This is a genomic window from Cytobacillus sp. NJ13 (assembly GCA_030348385.1).
Lineage (GTDB): Bacteria > Bacillota > Bacilli > Bacillales > Cytobacillaceae > Cytobacillus.
Map to the genome: position 1 here is coordinate 1,784,873 of JAUCFP010000006.1, position 24,866 is coordinate 1,809,738.

Sequence of the window (24,866 nt, forward strand, 5' to 3'; positions counted from 1 at the left end):
TTCATAACCACAAAAACGGAAGCTCCGCTCCCCTAAAAAAGCTGACGCTTATAGCCGTGTGATTTGAAGCTGTTGAAACATTCCTTGTGAGACCAACAGTTCTCAAAGTTCAAACAAACTAATCTTATTCAGCTTTAATAAACTACATTAAAATATATGGATTCAGGTCAATGGAGACGGATAGGCCCCCAGTTGAAATATCCTGCTGATAATTATCCAGGATTTTCTTAAGCGTCTGGCCAAGTTCCGGCTCCCGCTTGTATTTTATCAGACATTGATACCGATATCTATTATTGATCCGCGGTATCGGCGATGCAACCGGACCAAGGACTATGCTCTCTGCAGATAATTTTGACTGAATGTACTGCGTGATCTTCTCAGTTACCGAAACAGCCTTCATTAATTCCTCGTGGCTGACGGTAACAAGGGATATATAGTAGAAAGGGGGATATCTATGAATTTTGCGGACCATCATTTCTCTTTCATAAAATTTATCGTAATCCTGTTCCCCCGCCAGTTCAATACTATAATGTTCAGGAGTGTAGGTCTGAATAATTACCTCCCCCTCCAATTCATGCCTCCCAGCACGCCCGCTTACCTGAGTCAGAAGCTGAAAGGTTTTTTCAGAAGAGCGGAAATCAGGCAGGTGCAGCATCGTGTCTGCCGAGAGCACGCCTACTAAGGTAATATTGGGGAAATCAAGGCCTTTAGCAATCATCTGAGTTCCAAGAAGAATATCTGCATGCCCTTCCTGGAATTGATCAAGGAGCTTTTCATGTGCTCCCTTCCTGCTGGTTGTGTCGACATCCATCCGGATTACCTTCGCTTCCGGCAATATTTTTGCCAATTCCTCTTCCACTTTCTGAGTGCCGGTTCCAAAATAACGGATATGCTCACTTTCACATTCCGGGCATGCATTCGGAACGGGTGCCTCATAGCCGCAGTAATGGCATTTCATCTGCTGGTTATAGCGATGATAAGTCAAAGATATATCACAATGAGGACAATTAATAACATATCCGCAGTCCCTGCACATAACAAATGAAGAATGCCCTCTTTTATTTAAAAATAATACGATCTGCTCTTTTTTCCCGAGACGGTCTTTAATTTTTTCAAGGAGCTTCCTTGAGAACATCGAGCGGTTTCCTTCACGCAGCTCTTCCCGCATATCAATGATATCAACGGAAGGGAGAGCCTGGTTGTTCATTCTATTTTCAAGAGTGAGGAGATGGTAAACTCCTTTGTGTGCTCGCGCAAAAGATTCCAATGAGGGAGTTGCACTGCCAAGCACAACAGGACATTTATGATTTCCCGCTCTTTCAATGGCAACATCCCTTGCATGGTATCTTGGGTTTTCTTCCTGCTTATAGCTGGTTTCGTGCTCTTCATCAATGATAATGATTCCAAGGTTTTCAAAAGGGGCAAAGATAGCCGACCTCGCTCCGACAACAACCTTGACTTCCTTCCGCTGAATCTTTCTCCATTCATCATACTTTTCTCCCGCTGAAAGGCCGCTATGCATGACGGCAACCTGATTGCCAAACCTGCCCTTAAAGCGTTTGACCATCTGCGGAGTTAAGGAAATCTCAGGAACAAGGACTATGGCTTCTTTGCCATCCTCAAGCACTCGCTGAATGGATTGCAGATACACCTCAGTTTTTCCGCTTCCTGTTACCCCATAAAGCAAAAAAGTTTCATGCCTGTTATTTTCAATAGAATTAAGGATGGGGATTATGGCCTTTCTCTGTCCATCGGTCAAAGAGAGCGGTACAGTTCTTTCGAATTTACGGTCTCCAAATGGGTTTCGGTAAATTTCCACGTCCCTCTGGCCAAGCAGCCCTTTTTGCATAAGCCCTTTTATGGTAGACGAGGTTATTCCAAGCAAGGAAAATAACTCTTTCTGATCGACCGGCCCCTCCTCATGAAGAAAATACTCAAGCAATTCTTTCTGTTTGGTTGCGTTGCCTGGAAGCTGCTGAAGGTAATCAGCAAGCTTATTAGGGGCAGCAGCCGCGAAAACCTGCTTTACTTTTTTCTTTTTCACTCGTTCTTTTACTTGGTATATAATTTCGATATTTCCATGGGATGCTTCCTTTTGAAGAAGCGGCAAAGCTCCGCTTTTTACTGCATCATCCCATGTAATTTCTTCAGTTTTCTGAAAGAGAGTACATACTTTTTCAGGAAGCAGTTTACGATTTGCATTTTTTGCCATTACAAGCTTCTTTTCGTACTTTGCCTTCAATGCTGCAGGCAGCATTGCCTGAAAGGCAGAAATTTTGTAGCATAATGTTTTTTCTGTCAGCCATTCACCAAGAGTTAAAAGCTCCTGGTTAAGGACTGGATTTAAGTCCATCGGCTCTGAAATGGATTTTAGCTGCTGAAAATCCGACTCTGCTTTTATTGCTGTTACAAACCCCTGGATCTTCCTTGGTCCAAATGGAACAACAACCCTCATGCCGGGGAGAATGACACCTTTCAGCTGAGAGGGTATTTTGTAGTCAAATGCCCGGTCAGTCTGTTTGGCAGGTACATCGACAATGACTCTCGCAATATTCATTCATGCTCATCCTTTAACAAGATCGCAGCTTCTTCAAGTATTTTTACTGCAACATCCTTTTTTGACATAAGGGGGAGCTTTTCCGAAGACCCATCTTTTTTGAAAAATGTCACTATGTTCGTGTCTGTTCCAAAGCCTGCACCTTCAGCAGTTACATTATTGCCGACGATCATATCGGCATTTTTCCTCTTCAGCTTGCCCTGTGCATACTCATCAACCTGTTCAGTTTCAGCCGCAAAACCTATAAGGATTTGCTTCTTCTTTTTTTGTCCCAGTTCAAATAATATATCTTTTGTTCTTTCAAGCTCCAATACCTCATCCCCAGGCTGTTTTTTCATTTTTTGCGCAGAAGTCACCTTTGGACGATAATCGGAGACTGCAGCGGTCTTAATGACAACATCCGCATGATCAAATTCGCGTATAGCCGCTTGATACATTTCTTCAGCAGATTCTACCTTTATCAGTTTTAAGCCGGCAGGAGCATTAATTGTAACCGGACCGGATATCAATATAACTTCAGCTCCTGCAGATACAGCTGCTTCCGCAATTGCATAGCCCATTTTACCCGAAGAATGGTTGGTAATATAACGTACAGGATCAATTTTTTCCCTTGTTGGGCCGGCAGTAATGACCACTTTCCGGCCAGTTAGCTCCAATCTGGAGGGCTTAAAAAATTCTCCAATTGTTTCTGTAATTTTCTCTGGTTCTTCCAGCCTGCCTTTTCCAACATAGCCGCATGCAAGATACCCTTCTGAAGGCTCTATAAATCTGCAGCCAAAACGATATAAGGTTTCAATATTTTTCTGGACAGCAGGATGGCTGTACATATGTACATTCATTGCAGGCGCAATCCAGATCGGTGATGATGCCGCCAAAAGGGTTGTTGTGATCATATTGTCTGCAATTCCATTGGCCAGCTTTCCGATTACATTTGCTGTAGCCGGAGCAACAAGTATCAAATCGGCCCAATCAGCAAGGTCGATATGAGCAATAACCTTCGAATCTTTTTCATCGAAAGTGTCGGTGTAAACATCATGCCTTGAAAGCGCCTGAAAAGTTAATGGTGCAACAAATTTAGCGGCCGATTCACTTAGGATAACTTTCACCTGCGCTCCGGCCTGCGTAAGCTTGCTCGTTAAGGCTGCAGCTTTATAAACAGCAATTCCACCGGTTACACATAATAATATCTTCTTTCCAGTCAGCATTATATGACCCCACCAATCTCAATAAATAATTCATCTCTATTAAAAACGGCCTGGCTATATTTTTCTATAAGCAGCACTGGCCATTAATGGCTATTAGTTTCATGATAGTTTTATTATGCAAGAAGAGCAGTGAATTTTCATCTAATAAAACCTCAAACAAAAATAACAACCTTTTAAAAGGTTGTTATTCAGCGATTTTACTCGTATGATTCATTGGCTGTTTTTTCGCCCAGGCGGTAATGAAGCTGGTCTGCATGGATTTCTTCAAGTGCTTTTCCCACATTTTTATGTGATTTATAGCTCTCAAGCTGTGGTCTGGCATTGATCTGAAGCTTGCGGGCACGCTTGGCAGCAACAGAAACAAGTGAATATTTGGAATCAATCTTTGTCATTAGAGAATCAATAGAAGGATAAAGCATATTTATTCTACCTCCAGCATCTTTTTGTATTTAGGTTCTACACGTTCCCTGCGGCAGTGTTCTGCTACCACAATGGATTTAATTCTTTCACAGGCGAGATCGATTTGATCATTCTCTACAACATAATCATATAAGTTCATCATTTCAATCTCTTCTTTCGCTGCACTCATGCGATTGTTAATTATATCTTCTGTCTCTGTCCCTCTGGTGACGATACGGTTCTTAAGCTCGGATAAACTAGGTGGAACCAGGAAGATGAACAAGCCGTCAGGGAATTTCTCACGCACTTGGCGGGCACCCTGAACTTCGATTTCAAGAAAAACATCTTTGCCCCGGTCCAGTGTTTCTCTTACATAATCAACTGGTGTTCCGTAGTAGTTCCCGACAAACTCTGCATATTCAAGCAGCTTATCCTGCCTGATCAGCTCTTCAAACTCCTCACGCGTTTTGAAAAAATAATCAACTCCATTGACTTCTCCCGCTCTCGGAGATCTCGTTGTCATTGAAATAGAGTATTCAAACGCAGTATCAGGCTGAGCAAATATCTCTTTTCTTACTGTTCCTTTTCCTACACCTGAGGGTCCGGATAGAACAATCAATAACCCTTTTTCTTTCATTTATAAAATCCTACCCTTCATCAACAATTTCATCACGGTCATTTAACCGGTGCGCAACAGTTTCCGGCTGGACCGCAGACAAAATGACATGGTCACTGTCCATAACAATAACAGCCCGGGTGCGCCTGCCATACGTAGCATCTATTAAAGAGCCCCGGTCACGTGCGTCCTGAATGATCCGTTTAATCGGGGCAGATTCTGGACTGACTATTGATATTATCCGGTTGGCAGAAACAATATTGCCAAATCCGATATTGATCAGTTTAATTGACATTTGGGTCCTCCAATCATCAGTTATTTATTTTGACCCCCAGAGCCGGAATCTAAACAACTGCTATTCAATATTTTGAACTTGTTCCTTCATTTTTTCCAATAAACTCTTTATTTCAACCACTTCGGCAGCTATCTCTGCACTGTTTGCCTTGGAGCCGATTGTATTGGCCTCCCGGTTCATTTCCTGCAGAATAAAGTCAAGTTTTCTTCCAGCCGGTTCTGAAAGCTGAAGGGTCTTTTCAAATTGGTTAATATGACTTTGAAGCCTTGTCAGTTCTTCACTGATATCCGCTTTATCAGCGAACATCGCTACCTCTGTTAAAATTCTCGGCTCATCCACCTGGCCATCAAGAAATTCTTTCATACGCTTTTCCAATCTCTCCCGGTAAAGCTGCACGACCTTTGGGGCATACTCTCTCAGCTTAAGCACCCTGCTGCTTAAAAGACTAAGATGGCTTCGGAGATCTTTTTCCAGCTCATCCCCCTCAAGCCTCCTCATCTCCATTAACTGCAGGCATGCCTCTTCAGCAGCAGAAAGGACCATCTGGCTCAATTCTTCATTGCCGGACTCCTTTTCTTCGATGCCAATCAGTTCTTCCCGTATGACATTCCCGATGGATAGATCCGTTGAAATTTGATACTTTGTTTGAATTGCAGTTATGTACTGAAAATATTCATCCAATAGTTCCCAGTCAACATTAACTTTCCTGCTGGACAGGCCATCGCCGTCAATGGTGATATAAACCTCGATTCTGCCTCTTTTGATATGCCCGTTAAGCTTTTTCTTTATCTTGTCTTCCATATGCATCAGCTGTCTGGGCATTCTGATCTGAAACTCGGTAAAACGATGGTTTACAGTCTTTATTTCAACCGTAATGGAACATTGCCCGGAATCTTTCTTGCTTCTGCCATAACCAGTCATGCTTACTGCCATTTCTCACACTTCCTTTTGGGAAAAGCACAGCTTATAAAAAGCACTATTACTTTCAGTTAGCGGCATGATGCCTGTGCAGTTATGTATAAAAATCAAGTAATGATGTAGATTTATATGTTTGCGCAAAAAAGAAAGGTAATAGAGTTCTTCTCTACTACCTAAAGGATTATAACATATTTCATTTTGTTTTTCTTGCCAAAAATGTGCCTGCCAGTAAAAATGTTGGAACGGCTGAGAGTCCTGTGATCATAAACCAGTCGCGCAATTCAATAGGGACGGTGTGGAAAATTGGCTGAAGCGGCGGATAGTATATGACAACCAGCACTAAAGCAAGGGACGAGATGACTGCCCAGACTAAATATTTGTTGCCGAAAGGATTTCTCGAGAACACGGATTTTTCACTGCGGCAATCAAATACATGAATCAGCTGTGCCATTACCAATGTGGCAAATGCTACTGTCTGTGCATACGCAAGATGATCCGGATTTGCCCTATAAGCAAAAATGAATGCCAGTAATGTCACAAGTCCAATTAGAAATCCTCTGGAAACCACTTTCCAGCCAAGCCCTCTTGAAAACACACCTTCCTTGGGGCTCCTTGGCTTCCGCTTCATTACATTTTCCTCTGGCTGGTCAAGGCCAAGAGCCATTGCAGGAAGTCCATCCGTAACCAGGTTCACCCAGAGAATCTGGATTGGCACTAAGGGCAGCGGAAGGGCAAGAAGCATGGCAAACAGCATAACCAGAATTTCACCAACATTTGATGCAAGCAGATATCTGATAAACTTTCGTATATTCTCGTAAATATTTCTTCCTTCTTTTATTGCGGCTTTTATGGTAGCAAAATTATCATCGAGCAGTACTAAAGCAGATGCCTCTTTCGCAACATCGGTCCCTGTAATGCCCATTGATATTCCGATATCTGCCGCTTTAATGGCGGGGGCATCGTTGACTCCATCACCTGTCATGGCAACAATATGACCTCTATTCTGGAGAGCCTTTACAATTTTTAATTTATGCTCAGGCGATACTCTGGCAAATACTGCAACATCTTCAACCATATCTTCAAGATCTTCAACCGTCATCTCTGCCAAATCTTTACCCTGAAGGACTTTAGAGCCTTTTGCTGAAATGCCTAATTGCTTGGCAATAGCCTGTGCTGTAATCACATGATCTCCTGTGATCATGATCGTTTTAATTCCTGCTTCCTTGCATTCCTTGACTGCTTCCCTAACCTCAGGCCTTGGCGGATCAATCATCCCCTGCAGCCCGATAAATGTTAATTCCTTCTCCGCCTCTTTTTCATCAAGAATGACATTTTTTGAGGGGATTTCCTTATAGCCAATCGCTATCGTTCTCAAGGCTTGTGAAGCTAGATTTTCTATCGCTCCCTGAATTTCACCTGAGAGCTCCCTCGAAAGAATCTGCCGCCTGCCCTCCCAAAGAACTGATTCACTTTTCCCGGCTAATACATCGGGTGCTCCTTTGGTTACAATAAATTGTCTTCCGTTATGATCCTTTACCACAACACTCATCATTTTTCGGGCAGAGTCAAACGGAAACTCATTGATAATCTGGAATTGACTTAACAGACTGCTCCGGTTATAGCCCGCCTTCATGGCCGCTACTAGCAGAGCCCCTTCTGTCGGATCTCCATCAATCACAAACTCATTATTTTTCTGCTGTATTTCAGCATGGTTGCATAACATGCCAAACATCAGCATTTGCTGGAGTGCTTTATCACTTTTCGGTTCAATTTGATTCTCATTTCTATAAAAATGGCCTTGCGGCTCATAGCCGATACCATCAACTCTCCACTCTTTCCCGCCGCTCCAGAGATGCGTGACAGTCATTTTGTTTTGAGTCATTGTACCAGTTTTGTCTGAGCATATCACTGATGCACAGCCCAGTGTTTCAACCGCTGGAAGCTTCCGGACGATTGCTTTTTTTCTTATCATTCTTTGTACCCCAAGCGACAGAGCTACTGTCACGATGGCCGGGAGTCCTTCTGGAATGGCTGCTACTGCCAAAGAAACGCCAGCAAGGAACATTGTATATAATTCCTGCCCCTGCACCACACCAGCCACAACGACAAGAACAGTCAGTAAAATAGCTGCCGTAATGAGGATTTTGCCCAGCTGTTCCAATCTTCGCTGAAGCGGAGTGGTCATGGTTTCCGCATTCTGCAGAAGATCAGCAATCTGTCCCATGGCAGTATTCATCCCTGTTCCGACAACTACACCCAGCCCATTGCCACGGGTTACCATAGTCCCCATGAAAGCCATGTTCTCCATATCCCCAATAGCAAGATTAGCAGTTTTCAAGGAACCAGTTCTCTTTTGAACAGGCAGAGATTCTCCCGTTAAAGCGGATTCCTCAACTTCCAGGCTATTGGACTCTACGATTCTCATATCTGCTCCAATTCTGTCTCCTGTTGCAACTTTCAACAGGTCCCCTGCCACCACTTCTTTGGAGGGAATCTTTTTCCATTGTCCATTACGTAAAGCAATAACTTGAGGAGCTGATAATTCCTTAAGTGCGTGTAAAGACTTTTCCGCCTTTCTCTCCTGAAAGAAGCCCAAAAAGCCATTTATGACTACAATTGCAATAATGGCAATCGCATCAATATATTCACCAAGCAGCCCCGATATTAAGGTCGCTGCTAATAGGACAAGAACCATGAAATCTTTAAATTGACTAAAAAATAAGAGTAAAGCCGACTGCTTTTCTCCCTCTTTCAATTCGTTATACCCATATTGTTTAAGCCGTTTTTTTACATCATCCTCTGTTAAGCCCGCCTTAATATCTGTATTTAAGGCTTGCTCAACCTCCCTTTCATTCATTTCATGGAACTTCATCCGGACATCACACTTCCTCCTTTGTGGTTTGAGAAAAGCCATGAGCTGCATGGAGAAGGGATACAATAGTAAAGAAATTCATCAGCACTCACAGCCAGACTTTAAGAGAATCCGCCAGATGGCAGACCGTCCTGCTTCTTCTGCTAAATCAAGTGAAGCAGAGTTGTCCAATCTCACTCTAAAGAAAGCATATTCAGCCCTGTCCAAAAAAATGCTATTATTAAAAAGAAAAGCGGAAGCGCCTTGCCCACCCCGACACCTCGAGGGGGTAGGCGCTGGAGCTAGACAGTATTAGAAAAGCGGAAGCGCCTTGTGAAGACAATAGACCAAGCCTTAAAACTTGATTTTTATTATTTCAATGAAAGAATAATGTATATCTGAAGCATGTAATAGGCTGTTATTTTTAATAGAAGAGGATGTTCCAATATGTCATTTGATGGTTTGTTTACAAGAGCTATGACGAAAGAGCTTATAGATACTTTAAAGGGCGGCAGAATCAATAAGATTCAGCAGCCTTATAAGAATGAAATTATTTTAGTTGTGCGGGCAAATGGGAAGAATCACAGGCTTTTGCTATCAGCACATCCCAGCTATGCGAGAGTCCAGCTTACCAATGAAGCACACGAAAACCCATCAGAGCCGCCAATGTTCTGCATGCTTTTAAGAAAGCATCTGGAAGGCTATATACTTGAAGATGTGCATCAAATCGGGCTTGACCGTATAATCGTGTTTGAAATTAAAGGCAGGAATGAGATTGGTGATACATCCTATAAACAGCTGATTGTTGAGATAATGGGCAGACACAGCAATATTACACTGGTGGATAAATCCCGCAATATTATTCTCGACAGCGTCAAACATGTATCTTATGCAGTTAATAGCCATCGTGCGATTTTGCCAGGACAGGAGTACATTCTCCCTCCGTCCCAGGATAAAATGAATCCTTTCGAGGCAGGCAAAGAAGATTTACTTCGTAAGATCGACTTTAACAGCGGGAAAGTGGATAAACAGCTTGTAGGGAGCTTCGCTGGAATTTCACCGCTTTTTGCAAAAGAAGTAATACACCAGGCTGGTCTTATAAACAGGACAACTGTTCCAAATAGCTTCCAGCACTTAATAGGCTCCCTAAAGGATCATTCCATAAGGCCGGCCATTACAGCAGGCGAACAAAAAGAAAGCTTTTATTTATTGCCTCTCCAGCATATAAAAGGGGAAAGCAGGGATTTTAATTCCTTGAGCGAAATGCTGGACCGCTTTTATTTTGGAAAAGCGGAAAGAGACCGGGTCAAACAGCAATCCAATGACCTTGAACGTTTTATAGTAAATGAGAAAGAAAAGAATGAGAAAAAAATTGAGAAGCTGAAAAGAACCCTGCATGAAGCAGAAAATGCCGATAAACATCAATTGTATGGAGAATTGATCACAGCAAATATTTATGCGATTCAAAAGGGGATGAAGGAAGCTGAAGTCATCAATTATTACGATGAAAATGGCGGAGCGGTTATCATTCCGCTGGATCCACAAAAGACTCCTTCAGAGAATGCACAAAAATATTTTACAAGATACCAAAAAGCAAAAAATGCTGTAATTGCCGTAAAAGAGCAAATTAAAAAAGCAGAAGAGGAAGCGTCATACTTCGATTCTCTTCTGCAGCAAGTAGAAACTGCATCAACAAGAGACATTGCTGAAATAAGAGAGGAGCTTGTTGAAGGCGGTTATATTAGAGAAAGGCAAAAACGGGGCAGCAAGAAACAGCAGAACCTTAAGCCTGTTCTTGACAGCTATACCGCCTCAGACGGAACGGAAATATTGGTTGGAAAAAACAATAAGCAGAATGATTATTTAACGAACAAATTGGCCGCAAGGGATGAGATATGGCTGCATACAAAGGATATCCCAGGTTCACATGTGGTTATCCGAAGCAAGGAACCAGCAGAAAATACAATTCTTGAAGCTGCATCCCTAGCAGCATACTTCAGCAAAGCCCGTAATTCCAGTTCTGTACCTGTTGACTTCACCCAAGTCCGTCATGTGAAGAAACCAAGTGGAGCGAAACCTGGATTTGTCATATATGACCATCAGCAGACAGTTTACGTTACGCCAGATGAAGAAACTGTTCTGTCATTAAAACAATGAAAAAAGCAAGCTCTGTTGCTTGCTTTTTTCATTTGTCAAAGAATGCTTTATTGTGTTACTTTTCCCCACTCAGCAGGATCTTTTTGCCATTCAATCAGCTTCTTCATATCCTTTTCCTGGATATAGCCATTTTCAACGGCTACTTCTGTCAGAGCTTCAATATCGGTCAAAGTATATGCTTCGATTTTCTCTTCGGCCAGCATTTCATTTCCTTTTTCCAGCTGGTATGTAAAGATAGCCGCAACACCCAGCACTTCACAGCCTGCTTCTCTTAAAGCCTTGACAGCAGTAATGGCACTTCCTCCTGTCGAAATTAGGTCTTCAACAACAACAACCTTCTGGCCTTTGACAGCTTTTCCTTCAATTTGCTTGCCTTTCCCATGGTCTTTAGCCTTGGAGCGGACATAGCACATTGGCAGTTCCATAATGTCACTTACCCAGGCAGCATGCGGAATGCCCGCTGTTGCTGTACCTGCAATTAGTTCTGCGTCAGGAAATTTATCCAGAATGATTGCCTGAAGGCCAGCAGCAATTTCTTTTCTAACTTCAGGATAAGACAATGTCAGACGGTTATCGCAATAGATTGGAGCTCGCAATCCTGAAGACCATGTAAATGGATCGTTTGGGTTTAATGCAACTGCTTTTATATCTAATAATTTTTCTGCTATTTTACGCTTCATTTAGAATGCCCTCCCAAGATTGCTTGCATTGAATATACTTTTCAAATGGATTTTCTGCTCTGGTAATCGATCGGCCTACTACAATTGCGGAAGCCCCTTCGTTTCTGGCGAATTCAGGTGTGGCAACTCTTTTCTGATCTCCGGAGTCGTCAGATGACAGGCGTATTCCCGGTGTTACAGTTAAAAAGGAAGATCCTATTCGCGAACTTATCTCCCTTGCCTCAAAACTTGAACATACTACACCATCAAGTCCTGCTGCTTTGGCAAGATTGGCATAATGAAGAACAGATTCGTTTAATGAAGCAGGAATTAATTGCTCCGATTTCATTTGCTGTTCGGATGTGCTAGTCAGCTGCGTCACAGCAATACAAGATGGCCTTTTCCCTGAACTTCCGGCTTCAAGTCCTTCACGTGCTGCTTCCATCATGGCTTTTCCTCCTGCAGCATGGACATTAACCATATCGCAGCCCAGCCCGGCAAGTCTCTTCATGGCACTTTTAACGGTATTAGGAATATCATGAAGCTTGAGATCAAGGAAGATCTCATGCCCTTGTTCTTTTAAATCGTGAACAATGGCAGGACCCTCCTGGTAAAACAACTCCATGCCGATCTTTAGAAATAATTTTTCATTTTCAAAATTCTTCAGAAAATGATTAACTTCCATTTTCCCTGGAAAATCAAGAGCAATAATGAGCGGCTTTTTCATGTTTCTTCCAGCTCCTTCCAATACATTCTGAAATATGTTCATATCCCAGCTTTTCAATAAGTTCGGGCAGCCTATCGATAATTTTCGGACACACAAAAGGATCTACAAAGTTAGCTGTTCCAACAGCTACTGCACTTGCACCTGCATAAAAGTATTCGATGACATCCTCTGCCGATTCAATGCCGCCCATTCCGATGATCGGAAGGGACACATGCTGGCTCACTTCATAAATCATCCTAAGCGCGACAGGCTTAATGGCTGGCCCTGAAAGTCCACCTGTTCTATTTGCCAAAATCGGATTGCCTGTTTTTAGATCGATTCTCATGCCAACAAGCGTGTTGATCATCGTTAAACCGTCAGCTCCGCCATCTTCTACTGCTTTCGCCATTTCTACAATATTTGTGACATTTGGTGAAAGCTTCACATAGACAGGAACCGCTGAAACCTCTTTTACTTTTTTCGTTAGGTTTTTAGCAATTTCCGGTATAGTCCCAAAGGCAATTCCGCCTGTTTTTACATTCGGACAGGAGATGTTTAGTTCAAGCGCATGTACATTCGGGCTTGCCGAAATTTTTTTTGCAACCGCAACATAATCCTCTTCCTGCGAACCGGCTACATTGGCAATGATCGGTACATCAAATTGTTCAAGCCAGACCAGTTCTTCATTCACCACTTTTTCCAGGCCGGGATTCTGCAGCCCAATTGCATTCAGCATCCCTGCAGAGGTTTCAGCCACTCTTGGTGTTGGATTTCCAAAACGGGGCTCAAAGGTTGTCGCCTTGATCATGATCGCACCCAATTGGCTCAAATCATACAGCTGGCTGAATTCTCTGCCGAAGCCAAAGCATCCTGATGCAGGCATGATTGGATTTTTTAATTCCAGTCCAGGCAGACTGACATTTAATGAGTTCATAGAACTACCTCCCCTGCTTTAAAGACCGGTCCGTCACTGCAGACTTTTTTATAACTGTACCCATCAGGGTCATCCCCTGTATGGCAGACGCATGCAAAGCACGCCCCGATGCCGCAGCCCATCCGTTCTTCCAATGACAGGTATACGTTTTTATGAGAGTATTGATTTTCAAGCGCCTTCAGCATCGGCGTCGGGCCGCAGGAATATAAAACATCGAAATTAATATTAAATCTATTAATAACATCTGTAACAAAGCCTTTCGTTCCTGCGCTTCCATCAGCTGTAGCCAGATAGGTCCCGCCCAGCTGAGCAAACTTTTCTTCATAGAAAACGGCACTTGCTGACTGAAAGCCAAGGACATGGATCACATTAACACCTTGGCTTACAAGCTGTTTGGACAACTCATATAGAGGGGGTACTCCGATTCCGCCTCCCACAAGTAGTGCTGTATCCCCCCGGCCAGCTTCACTGATAGGAAACCCATTTCCCAGCGGCCCCAATACATCTGCGTAATCGCCAGGTTTTTTTTCTGAAAGCATGATCGTTCCCCTGCCTTCGGCACGGTATATCATCTTAAACTGGCTTTCATCAGGTAAAATCTCAGCAATGCTGATCGGCCTTCTTAGCATCGGATCAAAACCCCCGGAAATTTTCAAATGCACAAATTGCCCGGGCTCTTTCATTTCATGAACAAGCTCACCTTGAAGGGTGAGCTCGTAAATGTTTTCGGCAAGTTTATTTTGCGATATTACAGTGCATTGTTCCTGTCTGATCAAGATAAAACCGCCTCCCGGACTTGTTCTGGTTTATCCATCGCATCTGCTGAGAAATTCATTGATTCGATTACTTGAAGGATTGCTTCTGCCGTATCTAGAGAAGTAAGGCATGGCACGCCATTTTCCACCGATTCACGGCGAATGCGGAAGCCATCTCTGGCAGGCTGTTTTCCTTTTGTTAAAGTATTTATTACAAATTGCGCTTCGCCATTTCTAATGACATCCAGAAGGTTTGGCCCTTCTGACCCGATCTTTCCAGTCACTTTTACAGGAATGCCGGCAGTTTTAAGGAATAATGCTGTTCCGCTTGTTGCCATTAGCCTGTAGCCGATGGATACAAATCTCTTTGCCAGCTGCAGAGCTTCTTCCTTATCCTTGTCTGAGACAGTCATTAGTACCGTTCCAAACGGCTGGATTTTCATGCCGGAAGCAACAAGGCCTTTATAAAGGGCTTTTTCAAGCGTTGAATCTTTTCCCATAACTTCTCCAGTTGACTTCATTTCTGGCCCTAAAGTGATGTCTACTCTTCTTAATTTCGCAAATGAGAACACTGGTACTTTTACAAACACACCTTTTCTCTCAGGTAGAAGGCCGGATCCGCAGCCCTGCTGAGCCAAAGTTTGGCCCATGATAACCTTCGTGGCGATTTTGGCCATTGGCACATTTGTAATCTTGCTCAAGAAAGGAACGGTCCGGCTTGAACGCGGGTTCACTTCAAGGACATATACTTCCCCTTTTGCCACTACATACTGGATATTCAGGAGTCCAATAATGCCAAGTCCCTTAGCCATCTTCTCGGTATACTCAACAAGCTTGTCTTTGATTGCCTCTGAAATGTTTTGCGGAGGATAGACTGCAATGGAATCTCCTGAGTGTACTCCAGCTCTTTCAATATGCTCCATAATGCCTGGGATGAGCACATTTTCTCCATCCGAAATGGCGTCCACTTCAATCTCCTTCCCAGTCAGATACCGGTCGATTAATACCGGGTGCTCTGGATTCACTTTTACAGCGTTTTCCATATAGTGTAGAAGCTCTTCTTCTTTATAAACTATCTCCATGGCTCTTCCGCCAAGTACATATGATGGACGGACAACCACGGGATAACCGATTTCACCGGCAATGGCTACTGCCTGCTCCACAGATAGGGCAGTCTTTCCTTTTGGCATTGGGATGCCCAGCTCTGCAAGGGCATGCTCAAATTTATCCCGGTCTTCTGCCCGGTCTAAGTTTTCAAGTGAAGTTCCGAGAATTTTTACGCCTCTCTCGACCAGATCCGCAGCAAGGTTAATAGCCGTTTGTCCGCCAAATTGAACAACTACACCTTCTGGTTTCTCAAGGTCAATGATGTGCATAACATCTTCAATCGTAAGCGGCTCAAAGTAAAGCTTATCGGAGATGCTAAAGTCCGTAGAAACAGTTTCCGGATTATTATTTATGATGATTGCTTCATAACCGGCTTCCTTGATTGCCCATACTGCGTGGACAGTTGAGTAGTCAAACTCCACTCCCTGGCCAATCCGGATTGGACCTGAGCCCAGAACAACAACACTTTTACGGCCAGTTACATCCGATTCGTTCTCATCTTCGTATGTTCCATAGAAATACGGTGTTTCAGATTCAAATTCTGCTGCACATGTATCCACCATTTTATAAACCGGTACAATCTCATGTTCTTTTCTCCAGCTGTATACTGCCATTTCACTTGAATCCCAGTGCCTCGCAATTACCAGATCGGCAAATCCCATTTCCTTTGCAGCTTTCCCTGTTTCAGGGTCAAATGGATTTTCTGATAATACACTCTCAAAATCTACGATTTTCTTAATCTTATGAAGGAAGAATAGATCAATTCTGCTCCATTCATGGATCGTCTCGATGGTGACTCCCCTTCTGATGGCCTCTCCGATATAAAACAAACGTTCATCGCCTGCTTTTCGAATCCGCTTTTCGATCAATTCATCAGAAATTTGGTCAGCGTCCTTCAGCTCAAGATGATAAATGTTTGCTTCAAGTGAACGGACTGCTTTCAGAAGAGATTCTTCAAATGTGCGCCCTATCGCCATTACTTCACCTGTAGCCTTCATTTGAGTTCCAAGTGAACGGTTCGCCGATTCGAATTTATCAAACGGCCAGCGCGGGATTTTTGAGACAATATAATCCAATGCCGGTTCAAAGCAGGCGTATGTTTTTCCTGTGACAGGATTCATCATTTCATCGAGTGTCAGCCCCACCGCTATCTTGGCTGCCAGCTTAGCAATCGGATAACCTGTTGCCTTTGATGCAAGAGCTGATGAACGGCTGACACGCGGGTTAACTTCGATGATGTAATAATTAAAGCTATCTGGATCAAGCGCCAGCTGGACATTGCATCCTCCTTCAATCTCGAGGGCGCGGATAATTTTTAATGAAGTGTTTCTTAGCAGCTGATACTCACGATCACTCAAAGTTTGGCTTGGAGCTACAACAATGGAATCACCTGTGTGGACACCTACAGGATCGAAGTTTTCCATATTGCAGACAACAATCGCATTGTCATTAGAGTCTCGCATCACTTCATACTCAATTTCTTTGAAGCCCGCAATGCTCTTTTCAAGAAGACACTGTGTTACAGGGCTATTCTTCAAGCCGCTTGTCACAATTTCGATTAGGTCCTCTTCATCGTGGCAGATTCCCCCGCCAGTACCGCCCAGTGTGAAGGCTGGCCGCACAATGACCGGATAGCCGATTCTATTTACAAACTCATATGCTTCCTCCAGGTTATGGATAATTTCACTGTCTGGCACAGGCTCGCCAAGTTCATTCATCAGATTTCTGAATAGATCCCGGTCTTCCGCTTTTTGAATTGCAGATAGTTTTGTACCGAGGATTTCTACTCCACATTCTTCTAAAACACCTGATTCAGCAAGTTCTACTGCAAGATTTAATCCTGTCTGTCCCCCAAGTGTAGGAACAAGGGCATCAGGGCGTTCTTTTCGGATGATGCGGCTGACGAATTCCAGCGTAAGCGGCTCTATATAGACTGCGTCAGCAATTTCAGTATCTGTCATGATGGTAGCAGGATTTGAGTTTACAAGAATGACGCGATAACCTTCCTCTTTCAATGCAAGGCAGGCCTGTGTTCCAGCATAATCAAACTCTGCTGCCTGTCCGATGACAATTGGTCCTGATCCGATTACTAAAATGCTTTTTATATCTGTACGCTTTGGCATGCTGCAGCACCTTCCTCTTTATGTGATTCAATCATTTGCAGGAATTGTTCAAATAATCCATTTGCATCCTCTGGTCCCGGTGAAGCCTCAGGGTGATATTGCACAGTGAACGCCGGGACTTCTTTATGTTTTAAGCCTTCAATCGTTCCATCGTTTAATGCGATATGTGTTACTTCCAGAGAAGTACCCGAGATTGAGTTTTCTTCCACTGAATATCCATGGTTTTGAGATGTTAAAGCTACTTTTCCGGTTTGCAGATCTTTTACCGGATGGTTTGAACCGCGATGGCCGAATTTCATTTTTTCTGTATTGGCACCGCATGCAAGGGCAAAAAGCTGATGTCCCAGGCAAATCCCAAAAATTGGCACGTTTCCTAATAGACCTTTAATCATTGTGATAGCTTCTGGAACATCCTTCGGGTCTCCAGGCCCATTTGAAAGCATAACACCATCCGGGCTCATGCTGAGTATTTCTTCAGCTGTTGTATTATAAGGTACAACAATCACATCACAATCCCGTTTGTTCAATTCTCTTAAGATACCGTGTTTCATGCCGAAATCCACAAGGACTACCCTTCTGCCGCGGCCGGGGCTTGGATAAGCTGTCTTAGTGGAAACTTGCTTAACCTGATCGTTCCGAAGCTTTGTTGCACGCAGTTTTTCAATGATTAATTCCGGGCTTTCACTTATGCTGCAAATAGCACCTTTCAGCGTACCATGCTGCCTTATAATTCTTGTTAATTTTCTAGTATCAATCCCAGCAATTCCGGGGATGTTTTTCATCTTAAAGTATTCATCAATTGATTGTTCATTTCTCCAGTTTGAAGGAAACTCGTTTGCTTCTTTAACAATGAACCCAGAGATCGCAGGGGAGATTGATTCAAAATCATCTCGATTAATTCCATAATTTCCGATTAAAGGGTATGTCAATGTTACAATTTGTCCGCAGTAGGAAGGGTCAGAGAGGATTTCCTGATAACCCGTCATTCCTGTATTGAATACTACCTCTCCAATCGAATTCGTATCGCTTCCAAATCCTTTTCCAATAAAAATTGTTCCGTCTTCCAGAATCAGCTGTTTTTTCATGCTCTTACACTCCCTCTGTTCCAAACAATTTTTCCGCCTGCTATTGTCATAACTGGCCACCCTTTACAATCCCAGCCAGTAAATGGGGTGTTTTTCCCTTTTGATAAGAACTGGGCAGGGTCAATTTTTTCCTGGCGGTTTAGATCAAGCAGGACAAGATCTGCGATATTACCTGCTTCCACTCTTCCTGATTGTAAGCCGAATGCCTCTGCTGGCTTGATTGTTAAAAAATCAATCAGCTGTTTTAGCGTGAATATCCCCTTCTCGACGAAGTGTGTGTAAAGGAGAGGAAAAGCTGTTTCTAGTCCAACAATTCCAAACGGTGCAAGCTCCATCCCCTCTTCTTTTTCTGCTGCTGTATGAGGGGCATGATCGGTCGCGATAAAATCAATCGTGCCGTCCAGCAATCCTTCGATTAAGGCAGCTCTGTCATCTGCACCTCTTAGTGGAGGATTCATTTTAAAGTTTGCATCCAGACCTGGGATATCCTCCTCACTTAGAAGGAGGTGATGAGGTGTAACTTCGGCCGTTACGTTGATGCCTGCGCGCTTTGCATCTCTTACCACCCTAACGGACTCTTTAGTGCTGATGTGGCAGACATGATAGTGGCAGCCAGCAGCTTCGGCAAGGAGTACATCCCTTGCGATTTGCACTGATTCACAGACGGAAGGAATACCATTCAAACCATTCTCTTTAGCAAAAACTCCATCATGTACGGAACCTTTGTTAATGAGGGTATTTTCTTCGCAGTGCGCAACAATCGGCATATCAATCTCTGCGGCATTCTTCATTGCCTGCAGCATCATGGCTGCTGATTGCACTCCAACTCCATCATCTGTAAAAGCAAACGCTCCAGCTTCTTTTAGTGCTTTAAAATCTGTTAATTCTTGGCCAAGCTCACGGATTGTAATTGATGCATACGGCAGAACCTTTACCGACGCAGTCTCTTCAATACGGCTGTTCAATTTTTCAAGCTGTTCTTTCGTATCAGGTACAGGCCGGGTATTCGGCATCGCCGCAACCGTTGTGAAACCGCCTTTTGCTGCTGCCTTTGTACCAGTTTCAATAGTCTCTTTCTTTTCACCGCCAGGCTCCCGCAAGTGTACATGCAGATCTATAAAGCCTGGTGCAATCAATAGGCCATCTGCATCAATCACTTCCTGTGCCTTTGTCTCGTAACCTTCACCTATCCCGGCGATTTTTCCTGACTCTATGTAAATGTCGGTTTTTTCAAAGTTCCCTTCCTTAGTAAGCAACTGGCCATTTTTGATTAATGTTGACATGATTAGCTCCCCCTCCATTATGTTCAATTGATCTTTTTAATACAGCCATTCGGATGTACACACCATTTTGCATTTGTTTGAAGATTCTGGAACGATCGCATTCCACCAAGCAATCTGCTATTTCTACACCCCGATTTACTGGCGCCGGATGCATGATGATGCTGTTTGGCTTCATAGTTTTTTCTCTCTCTTCTGTAAGGCCGTATGCCAGGTGGTATTCTTCAGCCGTTTGATTGGCTTTCGATTCATGCCGCTCATGCTGGATTCTCAGCAGCATGACAACATCAGAAGTTTCAATAGCTGTGTCAACATCTTCATAGATGCCATTTTCAAGCAATTCTTTATTGAACCATTCTTTTGGACCTGAGAAAACAACCTTCGCACCGAGCCGGACAAGTGCATCTGCATTGGATCTTGCTACACGGCTATGGGCAATATCACCGATGATGGCTACTTTTAATCCTTCAAAGGAACCGAATTCCTGTTTAATTGTCAGCAGGTCAAGCAGTGATTGTGTTGGATGGTGGCCGCAGCCGTCCCCTGCATTCAGGATGGAAACACCGCTTTTATCTGCCAATTCGTCAAAGTAGCGATCCTGGCTATGGCGGATAACGACTGCATGCACCCCGATTGCTTCAAGCGTTTTTACCGTATCGTATAGTGACTCACCCTTGGATACACTTGACGTGCTGACTTCAAATGGGATTATGTCAAGGCCAAGCCGCCTTTCCGCCACTTCAAAGCTGCATTTTGTCCTTGTGCTATTCTCAAAAAAGAGGTTTGCGACAAAAACCTTATGTTCGGGAGTCCATGTTCCGCCGTTTAAAAAATGTTGCGCATCTTCAAGTATTGTATTGATTTCTTTAATTTCTAACTCTGAGGTAGTGAGCAAATGTTTCATATTATTCCTCCTCTTCAAAAAAAGCACCCTGTCCGTATAGTCAGGGTGCTGCAAAGTTGAGGCAGCCAGCTATACGGATACATTGATACCTTATAGCCAGTTTGCCGCCAACACCCTTATAAGCCTCTCTGGACTTTGTTAAAAAGCGTTAAGCTACATTATTTTTTTTTTGCTTTCTGTTTCAAACATATCTTCCTTAGCCTCTTCTCTGCCTGGGAGAATCAGGTTCAGAAGAACGCCGCTGATTGCTGCCAGTGCCATTCCTTCCAGTTTGAATGCCCAAATTTCGATATGAGCTCCGCCAATTCCGAGTACAAGGATGACTGAGGCGATAACCAGGTTACGGTTGTTTCCAAAATCCACTTTGCTGTCAACAAGCATTCTTAATCCTGATGATGCGATGATCCCGAACAGCAGGATCGACACGCCGCCCATAACTGGAGTAGGGATCGAGCTGATGAGTGCTGTTACCTTGCCAATGAATCCGAAGATGATGGCGATGACTGCAGCACCTGCTAGTACATAGACACTGTAAATTTTCGTGATGGCCAGTACGCCAATGTTTTCACCGTAAGTTGTCTTTGGCGGACCCCCGATTAGTGCCGAGATCATTGTTCCTGTTCCATCAGCAAGGATGGAGCGGTGAAGTCCCGGTTCTTTTATATAATCTCTCCCAACTACTTTTCCAAGGACAAGCTGATGGCCGATATGTTCAGAGATTGTCACAACAGCCACTGGAATCATTAGAAGTGCCAGATCAAGAGTTACCCTCACTTCATAATCAGCGAACGGGATTAAGAATTCCGGCATTTCGAACCAGGATGCCTGCTGTACAAGCGAAAAGTCTATCAGGCCCACTGCCAGTGAGTATACATAGCCGATGATGATACCTGCAAGAATTGGAACCATGCTGAGCATTCCTTTTGCATAGATGGAGAAGATGATTGTTGCACCTAAAGTGATGAGCGCTGCTGAGAAATGCAGCATGCTGTATTCACCTGTTTCAGGGTTGTTCATAGCCATTCCGACTGCTGTACCTGCTAATGCCAATCCGATTACTATGATCACAGGGCCTACCACAATTGGCGGAAGAAGATTCATAATCCAGCGGTAGCCTGCTTTTTTAATGATCAATGCTACGGCTCCATATACGAGTCCTGCCATAAAGCTTCCGATCATGGCAGCACCTGGTCCGCCAGCAGCTTTTGCTGCGATGATCGGAGCAATGAAAGCGAAAGATGACCCTAAGTATGCCGGCACCTGCCATTTAGTTATGATGAGAAAAGCTATCGTTGCAAGTCCGCTTGAGATTAAAGCAATGGCAGGATTTAATCCTACTAAGAAAGGTACAAGTATAGTGGCTCCGAACATTGCGAATAAGTGCTGTAAACTTAATGTCAGCCAATGAGCTGGTTTTGGAACATCTTTTATATCTAGAATAGGCTTATGCATGCCAATCTCTCCTCTTCATTTTATTAAGAAAAGCGCAAGCGCCTTGCCCACCCCCGACACCTCGAGGGGGTAGGCGCTGGAGCTAGACAGTTATCTAACTTCAGAATTTATATATTCTTATTAAAAAACCCTCCTTGCCAAATTCGCAAAGAGGGTAAAAGAGCACAGCAAAAGACAGACTGATTCTGCTGAGTTCCCCTTTGCCAGCCTCTCTGGACTGCATTTAAAAGGGCTATTTAATTTTCAAAAATGCTTACTTGATCGTTTTCATCCACTTCCTTCAGCTCGACAACAATTTTCTCCGAACTGGAGGTTGGAATGTTTTTCCCTACATAATCAGCTCTTATCGGAAGCTCTCTATGGCCCCGGTCCACGAGGACTGCCAGCTGAATCTGCGATGGCCGGCCGATGTCAATCAGCGCATCAAGGGCGGCTCTAACTGTTCTTCCTGTATAAAGAACATCATCGATCAGGATTACTTTCTGATCATTAATATCTTTTGGAACATCTGAGCCTTTGACAAGCGGCTCCTGATTTTCAGTCTTTTTCGTAAGATCATCTCTATAGAGAGTGATATCAAGTTCGCCTACATCAATTTTGGCACCTTCGATTTGTTCGATCCGCTCGGCCAGGCGGTTCGCAAGGTAAATCCCCCTGGTACGGATTCCAATCAGGATGCAATTTTCGATCCCTTTATTTTTCTCTATGATTTCATGAGCAATCCTTGTCAGCGCTCTCCTGATTGCCTGGTCATCCAAAACAATTGCTTTCTGCTGCGGCATTCTGATCACCTCTATTTTCTGATTCTCTTCAGTTAATTATATACAAAAAACCCTCTCACCGATCTGGCGAGAGGGTAAACGATTCTGCTGCTGCAGAATAAGGATACAATTCTCCTTATTCAATCCGTTTCCTTCCCAGCCTCACGGGACTGTTTTAAAGGACTTATTCAACTATAGTCATCTTATAGCACAATTGGACAGTTGTCAACGATTATTTGCCAGTTTACCTAATAGCTCTTCGAAATAAGCAGGCATAGGCGCTTCAAATTCCAGGTACTCGCCTGTTCTTGGATGATCAAATCCAAGAACACCTGCGTGCAGTGCTTGTCCGCCAAGATCAAGAGTCTTTCTTGGACCGTATTTAGGATCTCCTGCCAGAGGATAGCCAATGTATTTCATATGAACACGGATTTGATGGGTTCTTCCCGTTTCAAGCTGGCATTCCACCAGTGTAAAATCCCTGAAACGCTCAAGGACCTGAAAATGCGTAACCGCATGTTTTCCATTGTCAACAACGGTCATGCTTTGACGGTCTTTGGGATCGCGGGCAATAGGGGCATCAATCGTTCCATAATCATGGGGAATAATTCCATGGACAATGGCACGGTACTTACGTGTAACGGTTTTATTCATCAGCTGGTTCACAAGACTTTCATGTGCCATATCATTCTTTGCAACCATAAGAAGCCCCGACGTATCTTTATCGATTCTGTGAACAATTCCTGGCCTCATGACCCCATTAATTCCTGAAAGATCTGTGCAATGTGCCATAAGTCCATTTACAAGAGTGCCAGTGCCATGCCCGGCTGCAGGATGGACTACCATTCCTTTTGGTTTATTTACCACCAGGACGTCTTTATCTTCATAATAAATATCCAGATCCATTTTTTCAGGCACGACATCCAATTCTTCAGGTTCAGGAATTGATATTTCAATTTTATCATTTGCCGTACATTTGTAATTGGTCTTCGGCTTCTGCCCATTTACAAGAACATTGCCGTCTTTGATCCATTGCTGAACCTGCGTTCTTGACCAATCCGCATTCAATGTGGATAACACTTTATCTATTCTTTCTCCTGCTTGTTCATCAGGAATGATGTGTTCCATTTTCTCCATAAGATTTCTCCTTCTTCTTTGCTTCTCTCTCTTCAAGCAGCATCTGAATCATCAATAGTCCTACACCAATGACCAGTGCCGAGTCAGCAATATTGAAAACGGGGAAGTCATAGCCAAAAATATAAGTGTTAACGAAATCCACCACTTCTTTTCGAAATACCCTGTCAATAAAGTTTCCAATCGCTCCGCCCAGCATCAGGCCCAAAGAGACTCCAAGCAGCAATTTGCCTTTGGCTGCTTTTTGAATGTAATAAATGATACCAATTACGACAATAACGGTTATTACGTAGAAAAACCACATTTGCCCCTGCAGGATACCCCAGGCAGCCCCACGGTTGCGGTGCGATGTAATATAAAGAAAGTCCTCAATAACTTTAACACTTTCCCCTAATTCAAAGTTCTTTACGATCAGCCATTTCGTAAACTGATCAAGTGCAATTACGAACAATGCAATTATGTAATAAAACACAAAGGCAACCCCCATATCTCATATCATTACCTTTGCATTTTAGCACAAACTGAATAAAAAACACAGCACACGCCTAAACTCAGTGGAAAATTGATTTTCTGTAGTAATTCCTCAGCCTGCTGCAATCCTCCATTGTTTTTAAAGTAGGGATCATCTGCAGCAAATCTGCCGGGAGCAGCTCACCTGAAATTTCACATTTTCCAAAGCTTCCAGAATCAATTTTGCTGAGTGTTTGCTCGATATCATGCAGTTCTTCCAATAAAATTGGTTTTATCAAAGCGGAACTATTGCCTTCCATTAGCCTTTCCAATATTTCCTGTCTTGTATTACGGAGTTCTGTATATAGCCCTTCTGCCTTTGCATCCATGCCGTTCCTCCGTTCTTATGATGTTTACTTTATTATTTTCTCGGAACGGATTTCAGACACGGGCAAACTTTTAGCAAACGGCACAACATTTAGTGAAGGTGGAATTATTTATAAAAAAGATTCCAAAGT

At 43.4% G+C, this 24,866-nt stretch carries 21 protein-coding genes; 1 reads left to right on the forward strand and 20 read right to left on the reverse strand.

Features of this window, described 5'->3' with window-relative positions; translation table 11 throughout:
* Window positions 1-142: 142 nt before the first annotated feature.
* The 7 genes from priA to QUF73_08645 all read right to left on the reverse strand — a co-directional run bounded on the left by priA (window position 143) and on the right by QUF73_08645 (window position 8,862).
* Entirely contained in the window at window positions 143-2,557 is a 2,415-nt protein-coding gene (gene priA / locus QUF73_08615; GenBank protein MDM5226275.1) for a primosomal protein N', read from the reverse strand.
* Window positions 2,554-3,762 carry a bifunctional phosphopantothenoylcysteine decarboxylase/phosphopantothenate--cysteine ligase CoaBC gene (gene coaBC, locus QUF73_08620; protein MDM5226276.1) on the reverse strand — a complete coding sequence of 403 codons (1,209 nt, stop codon included), beginning with the start codon at window positions 3,760-3,762 and terminating at the stop codon, window positions 2,554-2,556. The genes priA and coaBC overlap by 4 nt, the downstream gene beginning before the upstream one ends.
* 197 nt (window positions 3,763-3,959) lie before the next feature.
* Window positions 3,960-4,181, reverse strand: a complete 222-nt coding sequence (gene rpoZ / locus QUF73_08625; protein ID MDM5226277.1) for a DNA-directed RNA polymerase subunit omega — start codon at window positions 4,179-4,181, stop codon at window positions 3,960-3,962.
* A 2-nt stretch (window positions 4,182-4,183) separates the two neighbouring features.
* Window positions 4,184-4,798 carry a guanylate kinase gene (gene gmk, locus QUF73_08630; GenBank protein ID MDM5226278.1) on the reverse strand — a complete coding sequence of 205 codons (615 nt, stop codon included), beginning with the start codon at window positions 4,796-4,798 and terminating at the stop codon, window positions 4,184-4,186.
* 10 nt (window positions 4,799-4,808) lie between these two features.
* Window positions 4,809-5,072, reverse strand: a complete 264-nt coding sequence (locus QUF73_08635) for a DUF370 domain-containing protein (protein MDM5226279.1) — start codon at window positions 5,070-5,072, stop codon at window positions 4,809-4,811.
* 60 nt (window positions 5,073-5,132) lie between these two features.
* Window positions 5,133-6,005, reverse strand: coding sequence for a YicC/YloC family endoribonuclease (locus QUF73_08640; protein MDM5226280.1), 873 nt, complete (start codon window positions 6,003-6,005; stop codon window positions 5,133-5,135).
* Window positions 6,006-6,183: 178 nt separating this feature from the next.
* Entirely contained in the window at window positions 6,184-8,862 is a 2,679-nt protein-coding gene (locus QUF73_08645) for a calcium-translocating P-type ATPase, SERCA-type (GenBank protein MDM5226281.1), read from the reverse strand.
* A 426-nt stretch (window positions 8,863-9,288) separates the two neighbouring features.
* Here QUF73_08645 and QUF73_08650 point away from each other — a divergent pair, with 426 nt between their 5' ends.
* Entirely contained in the window at window positions 9,289-10,998 is a 1,710-nt protein-coding gene (locus tag QUF73_08650; protein ID MDM5226282.1) for an NFACT RNA binding domain-containing protein, read from the forward strand.
* 47 nt (window positions 10,999-11,045) lie between these two features.
* Here the strand turns inward: QUF73_08650 and pyrE are convergent, their stop codons facing one another.
* The 13 genes from pyrE to QUF73_08715 all read right to left on the reverse strand — a co-directional run bounded on the left by pyrE (window position 11,046) and on the right by QUF73_08715 (window position 24,737).
* Window positions 11,046-11,678, reverse strand: coding sequence for an orotate phosphoribosyltransferase (gene pyrE / locus QUF73_08655; protein MDM5226283.1), 633 nt, complete (start codon window positions 11,676-11,678; stop codon window positions 11,046-11,048).
* Window positions 11,668-12,384, reverse strand: a complete 717-nt coding sequence (gene pyrF, locus QUF73_08660; protein MDM5226284.1) for an orotidine-5'-phosphate decarboxylase — start codon at window positions 12,382-12,384, stop codon at window positions 11,668-11,670. Before pyrF ends, pyrE begins: the two co-directional genes overlap by 11 nt.
* On the reverse strand, window positions 12,356-13,297 hold the full coding sequence (locus QUF73_08665) for a dihydroorotate dehydrogenase (protein MDM5226285.1): 942 nt from the start codon (window positions 13,295-13,297) through the stop codon (window positions 12,356-12,358). Before QUF73_08665 ends, pyrF begins: the two co-directional genes overlap by 29 nt.
* A complete protein-coding gene (locus QUF73_08670) occupies window positions 13,294-14,070 on the reverse strand; it encodes a dihydroorotate dehydrogenase electron transfer subunit (protein MDM5226286.1) in 777 nt (258 codons plus the stop codon). The genes QUF73_08665 and QUF73_08670 overlap by 4 nt, the downstream gene beginning before the upstream one ends.
* Window positions 14,070-17,282 carry a carbamoyl-phosphate synthase large subunit gene (gene carB / locus QUF73_08675; GenBank protein MDM5226287.1) on the reverse strand — a complete coding sequence of 1,071 codons (3,213 nt, stop codon included), beginning with the start codon at window positions 17,280-17,282 and terminating at the stop codon, window positions 14,070-14,072. Before carB ends, QUF73_08670 begins: the two co-directional genes overlap by 1 nt.
* The gene (locus QUF73_08680; GenBank protein MDM5226288.1) at window positions 17,261-18,367 is read right to left on the reverse strand and encodes a carbamoyl phosphate synthase small subunit; all 1,107 of its coding nucleotides are present in this window, start codon (window positions 18,365-18,367) and stop codon (window positions 17,261-17,263) included. The genes carB and QUF73_08680 overlap by 22 nt, the downstream gene beginning before the upstream one ends.
* Window positions 18,364-19,650, reverse strand: a complete 1,287-nt coding sequence (locus QUF73_08685; protein MDM5226289.1) for a dihydroorotase — start codon at window positions 19,648-19,650, stop codon at window positions 18,364-18,366. The genes QUF73_08680 and QUF73_08685 overlap by 4 nt, the downstream gene beginning before the upstream one ends.
* Window positions 19,613-20,551 (reverse strand): aspartate carbamoyltransferase catalytic subunit, encoded by a 939-nt coding sequence (locus QUF73_08690; GenBank protein MDM5226290.1) that lies wholly within the window; start codon window positions 20,549-20,551, stop codon window positions 19,613-19,615. The genes QUF73_08685 and QUF73_08690 overlap by 38 nt, the downstream gene beginning before the upstream one ends.
* Window positions 20,552-20,704: 153 nt before the next feature.
* Complete coding sequence (locus QUF73_08695) at window positions 20,705-22,003, reverse strand: solute carrier family 23 protein (protein MDM5226291.1); 1,299 nt, start codon at window positions 22,001-22,003, stop codon at window positions 20,705-20,707.
* A 236-nt stretch (window positions 22,004-22,239) separates the two neighbouring features.
* Window positions 22,240-22,785: a bifunctional pyr operon transcriptional regulator/uracil phosphoribosyltransferase PyrR gene (pyrR, locus tag QUF73_08700; GenBank protein ID MDM5226292.1), complete on the reverse strand. Its 546-nt coding sequence runs from the start codon at window positions 22,783-22,785 to the stop codon at window positions 22,240-22,242.
* Window positions 22,786-22,989: 204 nt separating this feature from the next.
* Window positions 22,990-23,901 carry an RluA family pseudouridine synthase gene (locus tag QUF73_08705; GenBank protein MDM5226293.1) on the reverse strand — a complete coding sequence of 304 codons (912 nt, stop codon included), beginning with the start codon at window positions 23,899-23,901 and terminating at the stop codon, window positions 22,990-22,992.
* The gene (gene lspA / locus QUF73_08710; protein MDM5226294.1) at window positions 23,873-24,370 is read right to left on the reverse strand and encodes a signal peptidase II; all 498 of its coding nucleotides are present in this window, start codon (window positions 24,368-24,370) and stop codon (window positions 23,873-23,875) included. Before lspA ends, QUF73_08705 begins: the two co-directional genes overlap by 29 nt.
* A 79-nt stretch (window positions 24,371-24,449) precedes the next feature.
* Window positions 24,450-24,737 carry a hypothetical protein gene (locus QUF73_08715; GenBank protein ID MDM5226295.1) on the reverse strand — a complete coding sequence of 96 codons (288 nt, stop codon included), beginning with the start codon at window positions 24,735-24,737 and terminating at the stop codon, window positions 24,450-24,452.
* Window positions 24,738-24,866: the final 129 nt, after the last annotated feature.